This window comes from Winogradskyella sediminis (assembly GCF_003387355.1).
Classification (GTDB): Bacteria; Bacteroidota; Bacteroidia; order Flavobacteriales; family Flavobacteriaceae; genus Winogradskyella; species Winogradskyella sediminis.
Window position 1 is genome coordinate 245,485 of the sequence record NZ_QUNH01000002.1, and the last position, 15,379, is coordinate 260,863.

Annotated in this window: 17 protein-coding genes; 9 read left to right on the forward strand and 8 right to left on the reverse strand. The window is 32.1% G+C overall.

All coding sequences use genetic code 11. The features are described from left to right. Window positions 1–168: 168 nt before the first annotated feature. Window positions 169–618 carry a hypothetical protein gene (locus tag C8N41_RS08415; RefSeq protein WP_147298945.1) on the forward strand — a complete coding sequence of 150 codons (450 nt, stop codon included), beginning with the start codon at window positions 169–171 and terminating at the stop codon, window positions 616–618. Beyond that, on the forward strand, window positions 618–818 hold the full coding sequence (locus tag C8N41_RS08420) for a helix-turn-helix transcriptional regulator (RefSeq protein WP_115838947.1): 201 nt from the start codon (window positions 618–620) through the stop codon (window positions 816–818). The genes C8N41_RS08415 and C8N41_RS08420 overlap by 1 nt, the downstream gene beginning before the upstream one ends. A 136-nt stretch (window positions 819–954) precedes the next feature. On the opposite strand, the gene C8N41_RS08425 is transcribed toward C8N41_RS08420, so the two are convergent. Together C8N41_RS08425 and C8N41_RS08430 are read right to left on the reverse strand one after the other, a co-directional pair. Then, on the reverse strand, window positions 955–1,818 hold the full coding sequence (locus C8N41_RS08425) for an RluA family pseudouridine synthase (RefSeq protein WP_115838948.1): 864 nt from the start codon (window positions 1,816–1,818) through the stop codon (window positions 955–957). A gap of 42 nt (window positions 1,819–1,860) precedes the next feature. Next, the gene (locus C8N41_RS08430) at window positions 1,861–2,547 is read right to left on the reverse strand and encodes an SIR2 family NAD-dependent protein deacylase (RefSeq protein ID WP_115838949.1); all 687 of its coding nucleotides are present in this window, start codon (window positions 2,545–2,547) and stop codon (window positions 1,861–1,863) included. A gap of 90 nt (window positions 2,548–2,637) precedes the next feature. Here C8N41_RS08430 and C8N41_RS08435 point away from each other — a divergent pair, with 90 nt between their 5' ends. Both C8N41_RS08435 and C8N41_RS08440 read left to right on the forward strand, forming a co-directional pair. Continuing rightward, on the forward strand, window positions 2,638–3,294 hold the full coding sequence (locus C8N41_RS08435) for a TrmH family RNA methyltransferase (RefSeq protein ID WP_115838950.1): 657 nt from the start codon (window positions 2,638–2,640) through the stop codon (window positions 3,292–3,294). A gap of 34 nt (window positions 3,295–3,328) precedes the next feature. Continuing rightward, window positions 3,329–3,691: a VOC family protein gene (locus C8N41_RS08440; RefSeq protein WP_115838951.1), complete on the forward strand. Its 363-nt coding sequence runs from the start codon at window positions 3,329–3,331 to the stop codon at window positions 3,689–3,691. A gap of 74 nt (window positions 3,692–3,765) precedes the next feature. On the opposite strand, the gene C8N41_RS08445 is transcribed toward C8N41_RS08440, so the two are convergent. From C8N41_RS08445 to C8N41_RS08460, 4 genes are all read right to left on the reverse strand, one after another. Further along, the gene (locus C8N41_RS08445) at window positions 3,766–4,497 is read right to left on the reverse strand and encodes a carboxypeptidase-like regulatory domain-containing protein (protein WP_317124575.1); all 732 of its coding nucleotides are present in this window, start codon (window positions 4,495–4,497) and stop codon (window positions 3,766–3,768) included. A gap of 210 nt (window positions 4,498–4,707) precedes the next feature. Further along, on the reverse strand, window positions 4,708–6,585 hold the full coding sequence (locus C8N41_RS08450; RefSeq protein ID WP_092443887.1) for a DEAD/DEAH box helicase: 1,878 nt from the start codon (window positions 6,583–6,585) through the stop codon (window positions 4,708–4,710). A gap of 279 nt (window positions 6,586–6,864) precedes the next feature. Beyond that, on the reverse strand, window positions 6,865–7,626 hold the full coding sequence (locus C8N41_RS08455; protein WP_092443885.1) for a YoaK family protein: 762 nt from the start codon (window positions 7,624–7,626) through the stop codon (window positions 6,865–6,867). Window positions 7,627–7,747: 121 nt separating this feature from the next. Beyond that, window positions 7,748–8,317 carry a non-canonical purine NTP diphosphatase gene (locus tag C8N41_RS08460; RefSeq protein WP_115838952.1) on the reverse strand — a complete coding sequence of 190 codons (570 nt, stop codon included), beginning with the start codon at window positions 8,315–8,317 and terminating at the stop codon, window positions 7,748–7,750. 93 nt (window positions 8,318–8,410) lie between these two features. Here C8N41_RS08460 and C8N41_RS08465 point away from each other — a divergent pair, with 93 nt between their 5' ends. The 3 genes from C8N41_RS08465 (at window position 8,411) to C8N41_RS08475 (ending at window position 12,018) form a co-directional block, all read left to right on the forward strand. Then, the gene (locus C8N41_RS08465; protein WP_115838953.1) at window positions 8,411–9,361 is read left to right on the forward strand and encodes a DUF4421 family protein; all 951 of its coding nucleotides are present in this window, start codon (window positions 8,411–8,413) and stop codon (window positions 9,359–9,361) included. Between the two features lie 71 nt (window positions 9,362–9,432). Then, window positions 9,433–11,592: a prolyl oligopeptidase family serine peptidase gene (locus C8N41_RS08470; RefSeq protein WP_092443879.1), complete on the forward strand. Its 2,160-nt coding sequence runs from the start codon at window positions 9,433–9,435 to the stop codon at window positions 11,590–11,592. A gap of 126 nt (window positions 11,593–11,718) precedes the next feature. Beyond that, window positions 11,719–12,018: an HPF/RaiA family ribosome-associated protein gene (locus C8N41_RS08475; protein ID WP_092443876.1), complete on the forward strand. Its 300-nt coding sequence runs from the start codon at window positions 11,719–11,721 to the stop codon at window positions 12,016–12,018. Window positions 12,019–12,064: 46 nt separating this feature from the next. On the opposite strand, the gene rlmH is transcribed toward C8N41_RS08475, so the two are convergent. Further along, window positions 12,065–12,538 carry a 23S rRNA (pseudouridine(1915)-N(3))-methyltransferase RlmH gene (gene rlmH / locus C8N41_RS08480; RefSeq protein WP_115838954.1) on the reverse strand — a complete coding sequence of 158 codons (474 nt, stop codon included), beginning with the start codon at window positions 12,536–12,538 and terminating at the stop codon, window positions 12,065–12,067. Between the two features lie 198 nt (window positions 12,539–12,736). On the opposite strand from rlmH, the gene nadC reads away from it, so the two are divergent. After that, window positions 12,737–13,594, forward strand: coding sequence for a carboxylating nicotinate-nucleotide diphosphorylase (gene nadC / locus C8N41_RS08485; protein WP_092443873.1), 858 nt, complete (start codon window positions 12,737–12,739; stop codon window positions 13,592–13,594). Window positions 13,595–13,661: 67 nt separating this feature from the next. Then, entirely contained in the window at window positions 13,662–14,651 is a 990-nt protein-coding gene (locus tag C8N41_RS08490) for a YihY/virulence factor BrkB family protein (protein WP_092443871.1), read from the forward strand. On the opposite strand, the gene C8N41_RS08495 is transcribed toward C8N41_RS08490, so the two are convergent. After that, entirely contained in the window at window positions 14,644–15,378 is a 735-nt protein-coding gene (locus tag C8N41_RS08495) for a LytR/AlgR family response regulator transcription factor (RefSeq protein WP_170137104.1), read from the reverse strand. The genes C8N41_RS08490 and C8N41_RS08495 overlap by 8 nt on opposite strands. Window position 15,379 lies beyond the last annotated feature (1 nt).

A 15,379-nucleotide genomic window follows, 5' to 3' on the forward strand; every position in this document is an offset into this window, starting at 1 on the left:
CAAATGTACGATTGATTTATGGGTTTTCATAATTTAAAAGGAATTTATTTATTTTCGGTTACCATCATATTACATTTATTCATAAACGTTTGCTTAATATTAAAATGTAAAGTATATTTGTCATATGGTAAAAATAATTTTACTTAATTTAAAGTAAACTTGTCAATTATGAAAATAGATAAACTTATGGAATGCGAAAGGAATACGTTTTATAAACTCATTAATTTTAGACTACCATCTCAGTTTATGATTATTGGGATTGCTGTAGTATTACTATCAATTGTGATGATGTTTATTCGTGCTTTTGCAATGGATGGAGATACAGAGGGATTAAAATTAGTATTACAGAAATTCCTTTTGGTTGGTATGTTAATAATGTCCTTGTCTAAAGATAAACTTGAAGACGAAATGACTATTGCTTTGAGAGCACAATCTTACGCTATAGCCTTTGTCGTTGGTGTTATTTACGCGCTAGTTATGCCTTATGTTGAGTTTGGTGTTTCTAATGTTATAAATTCAGGAGGAGAATCCTTTAAAAATTTAGGTGATTTTCAGGTATTATTATTTATGTTAATGGTTCAACTGATGTTTTATCATAACTTAAAACGTTACAGATAATGGAAAATACTATAAAGGTAGAACGTGCTATCTTAAATCTTACTCAAGATGATTTAGCGAAACGAATAGGTGTTTCTCGTCAGACCATTAATTCTATTGAAGCTAATCGCTATGTACCTTCAACGGTTTTAGCTTTAAAGCTTTCTGATGTGTTTAATAAACCGGTAAATGATTTTTTTAAATTAAGTAATGATGATTAATGGAGTGTCTTAACATATGCTATTTTTTTATAAACCATATGTTGTAAAGTTTAAGTAGTTTGCCTCTATTAAAAATAGACGCCACTAATTATTAGAAATACAGTTGTAGAGGGTTACTGTTAAGAAACCTAATACACTATATATTGCCAAATATCTTACTAAACCGTTGAGGAAATTTACTCTTAATATAGATAGTTTCATTAGTATAGGGATGCTTAAATTTTAAAGCATAAGCATGTAAATACAAACCTTTACCTTTTAATATTAAATGGTCAATTCCATAATCTTTATCTCCTAAAATAGGATGACCAAATTCTGATAAATGAATTCGTAATTGATGCCGTCGTCCTGTTAAAGGTTCTAATTGTACTAAATTTAGTTTGTTGAATCTTTCTGACGAAACGGTTTTTATAACTTTATATTTTGATTGCGATTGTTTGTTATCAATATCAGACGAAATTATACCTTCGTTATTCATATGACCAATGGTGACTGCATAGTAGATTTTTTCGATGTTTTTTTGTTCAAATTGTTTATTTAATTTTCTAATACTATCGTTTGTTTTTCCTACTAATAAAACTCCTGTAGTCGCATAATCTAAGCGATGTACTGGTTGTGGTTTTGCTGCATCTGATAGCGTACTTTGTTTAATATTCTGAACAAGTGCATTAGCAATTGTTTTAAAATGATTGCCGCTTACTAAAATACCAGCAGGTTTGTGTATTACAGCTAAATAATCATCTTCAAAGAGTACAGTGAGTTTAAAGTTTAATTGCTTTTTAATGCTTGTCTCTTCAGGAATGCTTAATCTAATCGTTTCTCCACCGTTAATAAATGTTGCTGAAGTGGCAATAACACCATTAACAGAAATGTAATTTTTTTTTAAAGCTTTTTTAAAAGAAGATTTTGTAGGATAAGCTTTAAATAATCCAACACCATACTCTTGAAGACGGATAGTAGTTATAGTTTTAGGAACAATATGGGTTTCGATTTTTTCGATTAGCTTTTAAGTGTTGTTTGTAAGTTGAAAGATTGCGAGTGATTATCCGTTTTTATGAAGTATATTTAATAAGTCTACAGTTCCTTCTGTAGCAGATTTTGGAATTACCTTAATTTGTCCGCCACTTCCTATAGCAGGTTTGGGATCAATATAAAAAATCGGAGTATCAGCAGGTGCAAAATCCATTAATCCTGCAGCTGGATACACTTGCAAACTTGTACCTATAATTACTAGAATGTCTGCTTGTTTACAAACAGCCATAGCCTGGTCGATCATTGGCACTGCTTCGCCAAACCAAACGATATGTGGACGCAATTGGTATCCCTTTTCACAAAGATCGCCTAAACGCAAATCTTCTGTCCATAGTTTTATATCCGTTTCATCCTTTGAGCTTCGTATTTTTCGTAGTTCTCCATGTAGATGAATAACATTACTACTCCCAGCACGCTCATGCAAATCGTCTACATTCTGGGTGATTATGGTTACGTTATAATCTTGCTCTAAAGCGGCTAAATCTTTATGGGCTTGGTTGGGCTCAACATCGTTTAATTGTTTTCTTCTTTGATTATAAAAATCTAAAACCAATTCCGGATTGCGCTCAAAACCTTCAGGAGTGGCAACTTCCATAACATCATGGCCTTCCCATAAACCATCAGCATCTCTAAATGTTTTAATACCACTTTCAGCGCTGATGCCTGCTCCTGTTAATATGACGATGTGTTTTTTCATAAATTAAAAATAACCAAATTTAGATTAATAGATGTACCGTTACTATAATTTTGAGAATATTTTCAGGTCTATTTTTAGTATTTTTGACCTATGCAAGACTTAGAACTTTTAGAATACTTAGAAACATTTGTAACATCAAGTCGTATAGATCGATTTAAAGCAATTTTACCCAACCGAACGAAGCATTTTGCAGTGGCTACAGAAGACGTGTATCAATTGCATAACACTAGTGCAGTGATGCGAACTTGTGATGTTTTTGGTATTCAAGAATTAAATATAGTAGAAGAAGTCAACTCAAAAAGTATAGACAGAGAAATTGCTATGGGAGCTCAAAAGTGGGTAGATTTAAATCGATATCACAGTATAGGAGATTGTATAAGTGATATTAAGTCTCAAGGCTATCAAATTGTAGCAACCACACCTCATATTGATGATTGTGAGTTGATAGATTTTGATATTACTAAAAAGTCTTGTTTCTTTTTTGGAAGAGAATCTCAAGGGTTATCCCAGCAAGTCTTAGAGGAAGCCGATTGTTTCTTAAAAATTCCGATGTTTGGGTTTACCGAAAGCTTAAATATATCTGTATCTGCAGCGATTATTCTTCAGCACGTTACAGCACGATTACGAAAATCAGATATTAAGTGGCAATTAACAGAAGAAGAAATTATAGACAAACGTTTTGATTGGATTAAAAAAACAATAAAAGATTATGATGCAATAGTTGTGCGTTATAATTCGAAAGCATAATTTTTGTAAATTTAGCTAACTAAAAAAATAATTTATGGTAGGTTGGTTTGAAATTCCTGTAAACGATATGGAACGCGCAAGAACATTTTATGAAACTGTTTTTAATGTTAAAATAAAGGATGTTGAATTTGATGGATTAAAAATGGGATGGTTTCCTGATAACGACGGAGCTTATGGTGCTTCGGGTGCACTGATAAAGCAGAATTCTTATGTTCCAAGTAAAGAAGGAACTTTAATTTATTTTATCTCTAAAGATGTTCAGATTGAATTAGATAGAGTAGAGGCTGCAGGTGGTAAAATAGGTTTAGAAAAAACCGAAATTTCCGAAAATAATGGCTTTATGGGCATGTTTATAGATACTGAAGGTAATAAAATAGCATTACATTCTGATGCCTAGTGATTAAGACTTATTCTTGCGATTTTTTCTTTCTTTACTGTTCTTTATGACTTTATATTCTTCATAACAGACGCTTATGCATCTAAAATTTGAAGATCATTAGCAGTATTAATAAAATCTTTAGAGTAATTACACTGGTTAACTAACTCGTCTAAATCGTATTTAGTAACTTGTAACAGCACCAAGAGCATCTCTCTATCAAAACGTTTAGATAACTGACTTCTAATCTCGTCATCTTCCTTCATTTTTTTAAGCTTATGCATTTCGTTAGGCTTTCTGCCAAACATGTTGTACAAGAAATCTGCAGGGTTAAAAATAGCTCCAAGTACGCGTGTAGCAAGATTGGGTTTTCCTGCTTCATAACCTTGTCCTGGTAAGCCAGAAATACGGTAACGGTTATTAGATGTAATAGGAACTTGGTTCATATCCACTTCTAGGTAACCGGTTAATTCTAGTTGTTTTACGGTGACTTCTTCTAAGGCTAAAGCAGATTCGGTCATTTTAATTTCTGTATTACCAAACTTTAACCAGTCGTTAGTTACTCTTACTTTAATAGATTTATAACCCAAGTAAGATAAATGTAGTGTATCATTAACCTTAGCTCTTATTTCAAACACACCTTTATCATCTGTTGCTGTACCTACAACTTCATTAATATTTACAATATTAGCTTCAGTTAAAGGGAGGTCTGTTGAAGAACTTACTAAAGTTCCCTTCACTTTGGTAGCTGTTTTGGTTGCAGTACTGTCTTGGCTATAGCTGTTAACTGTAGTTAAACATATAATAAGTAAAAATAGATATCGCATGTACAAATGTTACGAGGTAAAGGTAATAAAGAAAACGGATTTACCATATTAGACTTTTCTTTTTGACTAAATATTAACTTTTTTACGAGTCGCACAAAGAAAGACAATTGGTTTGATGCATAGGAATGTGCTTAAAAATAAAAAATCCAAAACAGAGAATATAGCTCGAGTTTTGGATTTTTATAATCTATATATTAAGCGGTTTATTGCTTAATCTCTTCGTCTAGAACGTCTTGGTCTTTCTGATACAGAGCTACTAGATTCTGATGGGCGTCTATCTCCTCTAGAGTCGTTAAACTTTCGGTCTCCTCTATCGCTAGAACGTCTGTCACTTCGGTTTCCAGAACCTGCACCTTCAGAACGTCTTCCGCTTGTACGTCTATCTCCACGTGGTTTATCACTACGTCTGCGATTTCTTCCGCCAGAGTTTCTATCGTTTCCACCACGACTTCTTCCTCCACGACCTTTGCCACCTTTATTATCGCTTACTTCTACATTAACATAACGACCATCGTGCTTAAAGTCAGTAAAGAAGGCGAGTACTTTTTCTTGTAAGGCTTTCTCAGTATTAAAGAACGAAAAACTCTCTTTGACGTCTACTTTAAATACGTCATCTCTACCCAATTCTAATTGTTCTTTTAAGAAATCTTTCAATTTCATCCAATCAAAACCATCTTTTCGACCTACGTTAATAAAGTACCGAGAATCGTTAGATTGCTTTCCAAAATCGCGTCCTCCGTCTCTATCACTTCCACGAGAATCTACCACACTTAAATCTTTTGATTTTTGGTAATAATTAAAGAAACGATTAAATTCTACCGAGAAGAATTTTTTGATTAATTCATCCTTGTCTGTATCAGCAAATAATTCATTAATACTGTCAAGATGTTTATCTATTTCATGATTTGTTTCAGTAGTGTGAATTTTATTTGCTAAAGACATTAACTGTACTTCAACTATATCAGATCCTGATGGAATCTCTTTTTTCTCAAACTGCTTCTTAATAATACGCTCAATACTTTTTATCTTACGTGTTTCACTTTTAGAAACAATAACCATTGATACACCAGTTTTTCCTGCGCGTCCTGTACGGCCAGAGCGGTGTGTATACGTTTCAATTTCGTCTGGTAACTGGTAATTAATAACGTGTGTAATATCATCGACATCAATACCACGAGCAGCTACATCTGTTGCAACCAACATTTGTATTTGCTGATTTCTGAAGGATTTCATTACTAAATCACGTTGATTCTGACTTAAATCGCCATGTAAAGCTCCTGCAGAATAACCATCTTCAATTAAATTCTCCGCTACTTTTTGAGTGTCTCTTTTTGTTCTACAGAATATTACAGAGAAAATATCTGGATTAGCGTCTGCTAAACGTTTTAAGGCTTGGTAACGGTCTCTTGCGTTTACTAAATAGTACTCGTGTGTAACGTTACTGGTACTTTCATTTTTATTTCCTACGGTAATTTCCGTTGGATCGTACATAAATTTCTTTGCAATAGTAGACACCTCTTTTGGCATCGTAGCAGAAAATAACCATGTACTTTTATCATCTGGTGTGTGAGATAAAATATCTGTTATGTCTTCATAGAAGCCCATGTTTAACATCTCATCAGCTTCGTCTAAAACACTGTATTGTATTTTAGAAATATCAACCATTCTTCGGCTAATCATATCTTTCATACGACCTGGTGTTGCTACAATGATTTGTGCACCACGCTTAACTTGTCTGGCTTGATCTGAAATGCTAGAACCACCATAAATGGCTACAACATTAAGACCATTACAATATTTACCATAATTTTTTAATTCGTTGGTAATTTGTAGACAAAGTTCTCGAGTAGGTGATAAGATGAGACCTTGTGTGGTTCTACTATCTATATCAATTTTTTGTAACATTGGAAATCCGAAGGCTGCCGTTTTTCCTGTTCCGGTTTGTGCTAAAGCCACTAAGTCTTTGTCTTCTTTTTCTAATAAAAGTGGGATAGCTTTTGCTTGTACTTCACTTGGTTTTTCAAAACCTAAATCCGTAATAGCGCGTAAAAGGTCTTCATTAAGACCGAGTTCTTGAAATGTGCTCATTCTTGAGTATATGTATTCGATTATGTTCTGTTGGTGTTACAAGAGAAGCGAATCGACATACTAAACACTAAAACTTCTAGGTAACACATCCTCACTCTGAGGAATTTACAAAATCCTTAAATAGATTTTTTTGCAAGGTGCAAAACTACGACAATTAATTGGATATTCAATCTATAGTCTGCGGATTAGATAAATATGCCTATTATAAATAAGAAACATGTGTATGGTTTGTTTCAAAAAAATGGCATATTATTTTAAAAATTTTTATTTTATTACGACTTAAGTTGTTGTTTTGGTATTTAAGTATTGGTTTTTTTGATGATATTTTCTTTTACCTTTTATGAATTTGTATCGTATATCATCATAAAATAAACTTATTAATAAGATAAAAGCACCAAAAATTAAGGTGTTTAATTCTAAATGCACTCTAGAATATAGAAATCCACCAAGCAATCCACCAGCAAAAAAGAATAAAATGATATAAATCCGTAGTTTTATATTGGATTGTATTGTTTTGCTTTGCGGCTTATATTTAGCAAAAAATAAATGTGAAATGTCGATCCCTAAGTCCGTAAAGAGACCAGTAAGGTGAGTTGTTCTTACAACTGCGTTAGAAATTTTAGTAACAAATGAATTTTGAAGTCCCATAGCAAAAAGTAGTGTGCAAATCACTAAATTAGGATAGGTGATATTTACAAAATTACTTAAGATTCCGATAGTAATTAAAATGAAACTTTCTATTATGGTCGGTATTGCAAAAACATTAAGCCGTTTGTTTTCATTATATTTTTCAATTAGAAAACTTGAAAAAAAAGAGCCTAATAAGAACGAAAAAATATAAAGAAAATAAATGGTGCCTTTCCAAAATTGAAAACGCGCTACATCATCAATAAATAAAGCAAAGTGTCCGGTGACGTTTGTGGTTAATTGCTTAAACGCTAAATACCCTGAAACATTGACAACGCCTGCAACAAAAGACAAAATAATAGCGATGCGAAGGTTGTGTTGTAACGTTCTACTTTTTCCTTGATGTCTAAACATTAGATTTCCATTTAGGTTGGTTTTTTTATATTTTATAAAGTAGCAACTAAAAAAGTGATATTAATTGTATCATATTCGCAGATGTGTTTTATATGTTTATATATTAAATATTATGATATAGTTATTTTAAGAATTCGACAAGCTGTTTTACGGCTTTACCACGATGACCAATACTATTTTTTTCTTCTAAAGAAATCTCAGCAAAGGTTTTATTATGACCTTGAGCTTTAAAAACAGGGTCGTAACCAAAACCACCTTCACCTTGTTTTTCTTTGGTAATATCACCTTTACAAATACCGGTAAAGGTGTGAAGTTTGCCATTAAGTAGAAGTGCGATTACGGTTTTAAACTGCGCATTACGGTTGGTTTTGTCTTCTAATTTGGTAAGCAATTTATAAGTGTTGTCATCAGCATTTCGTTGAGGACCAGCATAACGCGCAGAGTATACTCCAGGTTCACCATTTAAGGCTTCAACTTCTAACCCTGTGTCATCCGCAAAGCAATCGTAACCGTAATGCTTTTTTAAGTATTCGGCTTTTTGTATGGCATTACCTTCAATTGTAGATTGGGTTTCAGGGATGTCTTCATTACAATTTATATCGGCTAAACTTAAAAGTTTTATGTGAGCTGGTAACATTTCTTGTACTTCTTTAAGTTTATTTAAGTTGTTAGTTGCGAAAACAAGTTGCATATTATAGGCTTATTTAGTTTAATTTTACTGCTGTAAAAGTAACAATCTAATTTAGTATCAATTATCAAAACAAAACATTTTAATCTTACTGTAATGCGGAAACCTTTTTTATTATTTATTTGTTGTTTAGGTTGTATAAGTCTTTATGGGCAAGATTTAGATTCATTATTAGTTGACAGAGATGATAGAAATTATTCGCTTCGTATATTTTCGAATTTTAAAGTTAATAAATTTAATATTACGGATTCGGATTCAAAAACCAAATTTGTTCCCAATAATAGATATGGTTTAGGAGCTGGTTTTGCTAACAAAAAAATTATCATAGATATTGCGATAAATATTAAAAATCCCAATAAGGAGAAAACCAGTCGTTTCGATTTACAAGGCACTACAATTTTGAAGAATAAAAATTACGTTAAGATTTTTACACAAGTATATAAAGGTTTTAATGTTAAGAATGATTTTGATGAACCTACCGTTTTTAGAGGTGATATAAGATCTGTCAGTGTAGGATTAAATTATCTATACACCTTTAGTGATATCGAATTTTCGTATTCAGTATTAAAAGCCGGTTTGGCAAATAAAAACTATGATAATGTTTTTATAACAGGTGGAATAGGAGCTTTTGGAAGTTTTGATTATTTCTCAGGAAACCCAAGTATTTTATCTGAAACTACAAGTCCCTACTACAATGAACAAGCAGATGTAAAAAGATACAAAGGTTTATCTTTTGGTGTCTTAGCAGGCTTTATTTCTTTTTTTAAATTGTCTAATAATATCTCAGCAACACTAAATGTTATGCCTGGCATTGGGTTGGTAGATAAGAGAGTGCAATTACAAGATGATAGTTTTAAACCTTCGGATCCTATGTTATACAAGTTAGATTTTCTTGTTGGGTTGAGTTATAATCTCAATCGGTATTACGTGAGTTTAACTTATAATAATGGTATTTATTCCACAGATTTAGATTATGGAAATAATTACCTCTTAAATCTTACTAAAGCCAAATTGGCCGTGGGTTATAAATTTGGAAATCGTAAATAAAAATATAGTTTTATTTATATTCTCATTCTTAAACAGTTATTTTATATTAGCATACCAACAAAATAATATAAATGAAACTGTTTTTTTCTTTTGCCCTAATGTCGTGTGTTGTTTTTAGTAATTATGCACAGAAAACCTTTAATTATCCCGAAACACCTAAAGATACATTTGTAGACGTTTATTTCAATGATAACGTTGAGGACCCTTATCAATGGATGGAAAATTCAAATGATCCTAGATTGGCGGAATGGTTAGCGTCTCAGAAAAAACTTACAAATAAACAGCATAAAAAATATGTTAGTATGTGGACATTAAGATCGCAATTGTCCACAATGTATAATAAAACAAAGGCTAAGAATAAAAAAACGTACCAAAAGAAAGCGGATAGTTTAAAGTCTAAATATCAATTTAAATATGTACGCACATCTTCAAAACGTGCTTCAGACTTAATGTTTAGACGACGTGGTGATAAGAATTATAAAAAATTAGTAAATCTTAAAGATTTCAGATTAGATAAAGATGATAATGTCAGTATCACCAATCGGTATATTAACGAGGAATATAATTTAGTAGGTATTGAATTTTCTCATAACGGGAGTGATTGGAGAGAAGTTTATTTTTTCGATTTGTTGACCGGTGAACGGCTTTCAGATAAATTAGAAAACTTAAGAGGGTATGGTTTAATTTGGGATAAACGCGATGTAATTTACAATACTTTTGAAAGACCTGAAAAGGGTAGAGAATTATTAGATAAACCGAAAGGTCAAAAATTGTTTTATCATATCTTAGGGAATAAGCAGTCTGAAGATACTATGTTATATCAAAATCCAGATGTGACAGGGACCAATTCATTTCATTATTTTAAATTAGGAGATAAGGTGTTTTTTAAGCATTATTATACTGTGAGAGGTCAAACGGTTAAAGCATTATCGGTAGCTTTTATAAAACCAAATTCATTTTATTTATCTAATTTTTTATTATACCCAAATGCGGATAATATTTATGTTGAAATAGAGGAGTTACACGAAGATACAGTGTATTTAAAAACCAATTGGCAAGCTGAAAATGGTCGTGTATTAAAAGCAGATATTACGCAACTGAATAAAGTATCAGAATTTATCCCTGAGTACGACTCTAGATTAATAGAAGTTAACAAATTAGGAAAGGGAAAAATGGCATGTATGTATGCTAATGAAGGAAAAAATTTAGCTATGATTTTTGACTTGGAAGGACAGTTGTTAAGAACTATTGATTTTCCTGAAGGTAAAAAAATACATGGACTTTATGAAAAAGAAGATAATGCCACACATACTAATTTTAGTGTGTCTTCATTTTTTCATCCAGAGCTTTGGTATCAATTATCACTCTCAGATTTGACCTTTAAACCAGCTCAAGTTTTAACTGTTCCTTATGATGCCGAAAGTTTAGAAACTCGGTATGTAAAATACACTTCTAAAGATGGTACAGAAGTGCCAATGTATATTACATGTGCTAAAGACACTAAACTTGATGGTAATAACCCGACATTAATTTATGGTTATGGTGGTTATGGGACTACGGTGAGACCTTTCTTTGACGAATCTTCGACGCTTTGGCTGCTGCACGGAGGTATTTTAGCAGTACCAAATGTAAGAGGAGGAGGTGCTAATGGAACCGATTGGAGTCTTGATGGAAGACGGTTAAAAAAACAAAATACAATAGATGATTTTATAGGAGCTGCTGAGTTTTTAATTTCTGAAAATTATACGAGTAGTGAAAAATTAGCGATCAATGGTACGTCTCATGGTGGTTTAGTAGTTGGAGCTGCCCTTACACAAAGACCAGAATTGTTTAAAGCGGCAATAGCAGAATCTGGACCTTATGATATGTTGCGATTTGAGCAATTTACAGTGGGTTCTGCAAACACCAATGTCAATGAGTTTGGTACGGTGACAGATACTTTAGATTATGTTAATCTTAAGTCGTATTCTCCACTACATAATATAAAGAAAGGTGTAAAATATCCTAATGTTTTACTTATAGTTGGCGAGAATGATGATAGAGTACCTCCATTTCATTCTTATAAGTTTTTAGCCAATTTACAAGAAAAAGGAAGTGAAGAGTCTTTGTATGAAATTTATGTGGTAGAGGGAACAGGCCATGGTGGAGCTTTAAACGACCATGATTTTACTCAAAAAATCACACATAAGTATGCCTTTTTATTCAGCCAATTAGGTTTGAAAATTGAATAGTATGCTGGTAAAAGATTTGAATAGCTGTGTGAAATTTAGCTCCAATTTATGATTTATATCAGTCAAAGAATATACTAAATCTCGTATCTTAGTGAAAAGAATAATTCATTAAAAACAAGATAGATTATGACGGTAAATTTTCAATATGTAAACATTGATGTAAGTGAAACACTTTCAGCATTAACAGAGGAAAAATTAGAAAAATTAGCTAATAAATTCGAATTTCTTATTTCAGCTCAAGTATATTATAAACACGACGAGAAGGATCACGAGACAGGGAAAATTTGCAATATAGAATTAAGCCTTCCAGGACCACGATTATTTGCTACTTCTAATGCTAAAACGTATGAAATGGCGATGCACGAAACAATTAACGATCTTACAAGACAACTTAAAAAACGAAAAGAAGTATTTAAAACACACTAAATTGAAGAAACGTTTCGACGTTTAATACCCAGAGGGTTTATAGTTTTTAGCGATGATGGTAGGGCTCATTTCTAAGAATTGTAAACCCTCTGTACAATTGTTCTATAAAGAATAAACGTACCATTTGATGCGAAAATGTCATTTTAGACAAGCCTAGTTTTCCATTGGCTCTGGCGTAAACACTATCTGAAAAACCATACGGACCACCAATGACAAAAATTAAAGTTTTTATGCCCGAATTCATATGTTTCTGTAGGTAGTTAGAAAAGGCTACGGAATCCATTTGTTTACCATTTTCGTCTAAAAGAATTAAAATATCAGAGGTTTGGGTTTTAGCTAAAATTAATTCACCTTCTTTTTCCTTTTGTTGGGCTTCAGATAAATTTTTAACCTTTTTTAAATCTGGAATTATATCAAATTCAAACTTAATGTAATGACCAAGGCGTTTAGAATAATCAGCAATTAAGGCAATTAAGTTTTTATTGTCAGTTTTGCCAATGGCTACGAGTTTTATTTGCATTGTAATGTCTGGTCGAGCGCAGTCGAGACCTAGTTAAATGACCTCTCGACTGCGCTCGAGGTGGCAGAATCTGCCTAATTGAATTTCAAATTTACGGATTTAAAAGCATTCAAAAAGTTCGACTCCTTATAATTTGACATTTACTTTTTGATATTTTTTACCTTTCAATTCCTATTTTTACAACAAATATGTACACAGATGATTTCACAAGCACAATTCGATAAAGAAATAGAATTAATAATTTCTAATGCCATCAGAGAAGATGTTGGTGATGGAGACCATAGTTCTTTAGCCTGTATACCAACTTCGGCTCAAGGAAAAGCAAAATTATTGGTAAAAGATAATGGAATAATTGCAGGTGTAGAATTCGCTAAGCAGGTTTTTGCATACGTTGATGCTGATATAAAAGTTGAAACCTTAATTGAAGATGGACAAAAAGTAACACATGGTGACATCGTGTTTTATGTAGAAGGTGCTTCACAATCTATTCTTAAGGCAGAACGTTTAGTATTAAATGCTATGCAACGTATGAGTGCTATTGCAACTAAAACAAGAGAATTTGTAGACTTATTAGAAGGTACTAAAACTAAAATTTTAGACACTCGTAAGACCACACCAGGTATTAGAGCTTTAGAAAAATGGGCTGTGAAAATTGGAGGTGGAGAAAATCATAGATTCGCTTTATACGATATGATAATGCTAAAGGATAATCATATTGATTTTGCTGGTGGTGTTGCTAAAGCTATTAACCTTACAAAGCAATATTTAAAAGAAACCAATAGAGATTTAAAAATTATTGTTGAAGCTAGAAACCTCGATGAAATAAAAGAGATTTTAGATTGTGGTGGTGTTTATCGCATCCTTATTGATAACTTTAATTATGAAGACACTCGTAAAGCAGTGAAGCTAATTGGAGATCAGTGTTTAACAGAGTCTTCTGGTGGCATTAATGAAAACACGCTAAGGAAATATGCCGAATGCGGTGTGGATTATATTTCCTCTGGCGCATTAACACATTCAGTTTACAATAAAGATTTAAGCCTAAAAGCGGTATAAGTCTAGTTGCTATTTTTTTTTGAAACGCATATAAATTTTTAAAAAGCTAAAGACCAAAAGCTAAAGAATGACTAAACCCATAGAAGATAAATTAAATAAGATTCCGGTTGTAAATGTACTTGTACGTTTTTTTAAACAAATAAAATTACCAGGATTTGAAGGTTTATCTGTCTATGATTTGTTAGAATTGTATATTATGGGTATTGTCAATGGTGCGCTAACCACCAGAGCAAGTGCTATTGCATTTAGTTTTTTTACCGCAATTTTTCCGTTTTTATTATTTGTTATAATCGTTATACCTTATGTACCAATAGCGGGTTTTCGAGCTGATTTTTTAGATTTTCTAAATTCCATCTTACCACCTCAGACTTCCGATTTTTTAATTGATAGTATTTTTAAAGACATGAGTAGTAACACCAATGGTGGATTGATTTCTTCAGTCTTTTTATTGTCTATGTTTTTAATGGCAAATGGTGTAAATGCAGTGTTTTCAGGATTTGAAACGTCGTATCACAAACAACTTTACCGAAATGTTATTAAGCAATATATGTTTGCTCTTGGAGTGGCCTTAATACTAGCGTTTTTACTTTTACTAACCGTAGCGGTATTTGGATATTTTCAAATTTACATTATTCAGCCTATATATGAAGGATTAAGCGGACATGCCATTACTGAAGATGATAAAGGTTTAGGGTGGATTATTTTTGCAAAGTATTTATTCTTTGTGATTATGACCTATTTAGCCACGGCAACATTGTATTATTTTGGAACCAAAGAAGGGAGAGCGTCTAAGTTCTTCTCAGTTGGTGCATTGTTAACCACCTTATTAATAATGTTAACCTCGTTTCTATTCGGAATTTATATTGAAAACTTTTCAAAATATAACGAGCTCTATGGTTCTATTGGTGCACTATTAATTTTGCTCCTTTACTTATGGTTAAATTCTAATATTTTACTATTGGGTTATGAGCTTAATGCATCTCTACAGTTTTTAAGGAAGCATCCTAGAGCTAGGAAGGAGATTAAGCAGAAGGATATCGAAGAGCTTATTAACTGAAGTGTTTTAAAAAATCTTCCTTCCGTCGTACAGAAACAGGTACATGATGATCATTAGACATTAACACATAACTTTGCTTTCCTTTAAAGTATTTTTTTACATGATTTATATTTATTAAATGTGATTTATGTGTTTTAAAAAATGCATATTCAGTTAATAAATCTTCATAGAATTTAATTGGTTTAGATACCATTAATTTACTTTCTTTAGAATAAATATGAGTGTAACTTGTATCTGCTTCTAAATGGATAATATCTTCAACTTTAAGCGTTTCAAATCCAGTTAATGTAGGAATCGTAATAATTTTATTTTGCTCTGGCTTTAGGTTTTTAAATAAATTTTGAAGTTGATGTTCAATGTTTTGAGTGTTTAAATTGGCTTTTAAACGCTCTATGGCCTCATTAAAATCATCGGTGTCTATAGGTTTTAAAAGATAGTCGAACGCACTAAATTTAAAGGCTTTAATGGCAAAATTGTCAAAAGCCGTAGTGAAAATTACTTTAAAGCTAATTGGGTTAATTGACTGTAAAAAATCGAAACCGGTTTTATCGTGAATTTTAATATCAAGAAATACTAAATCGGGTTGCAGTTGCGGCACAACATTAAGAGCTTCTTCAATATTGTCTATAACCGAAAGTAGATTAAACGTTTGTGGTTGTTGTTGAATAAGGTTTATAATACGATCTGCACAATGTTGTTCGTCGTCTATAATTACAGTATTTATCATA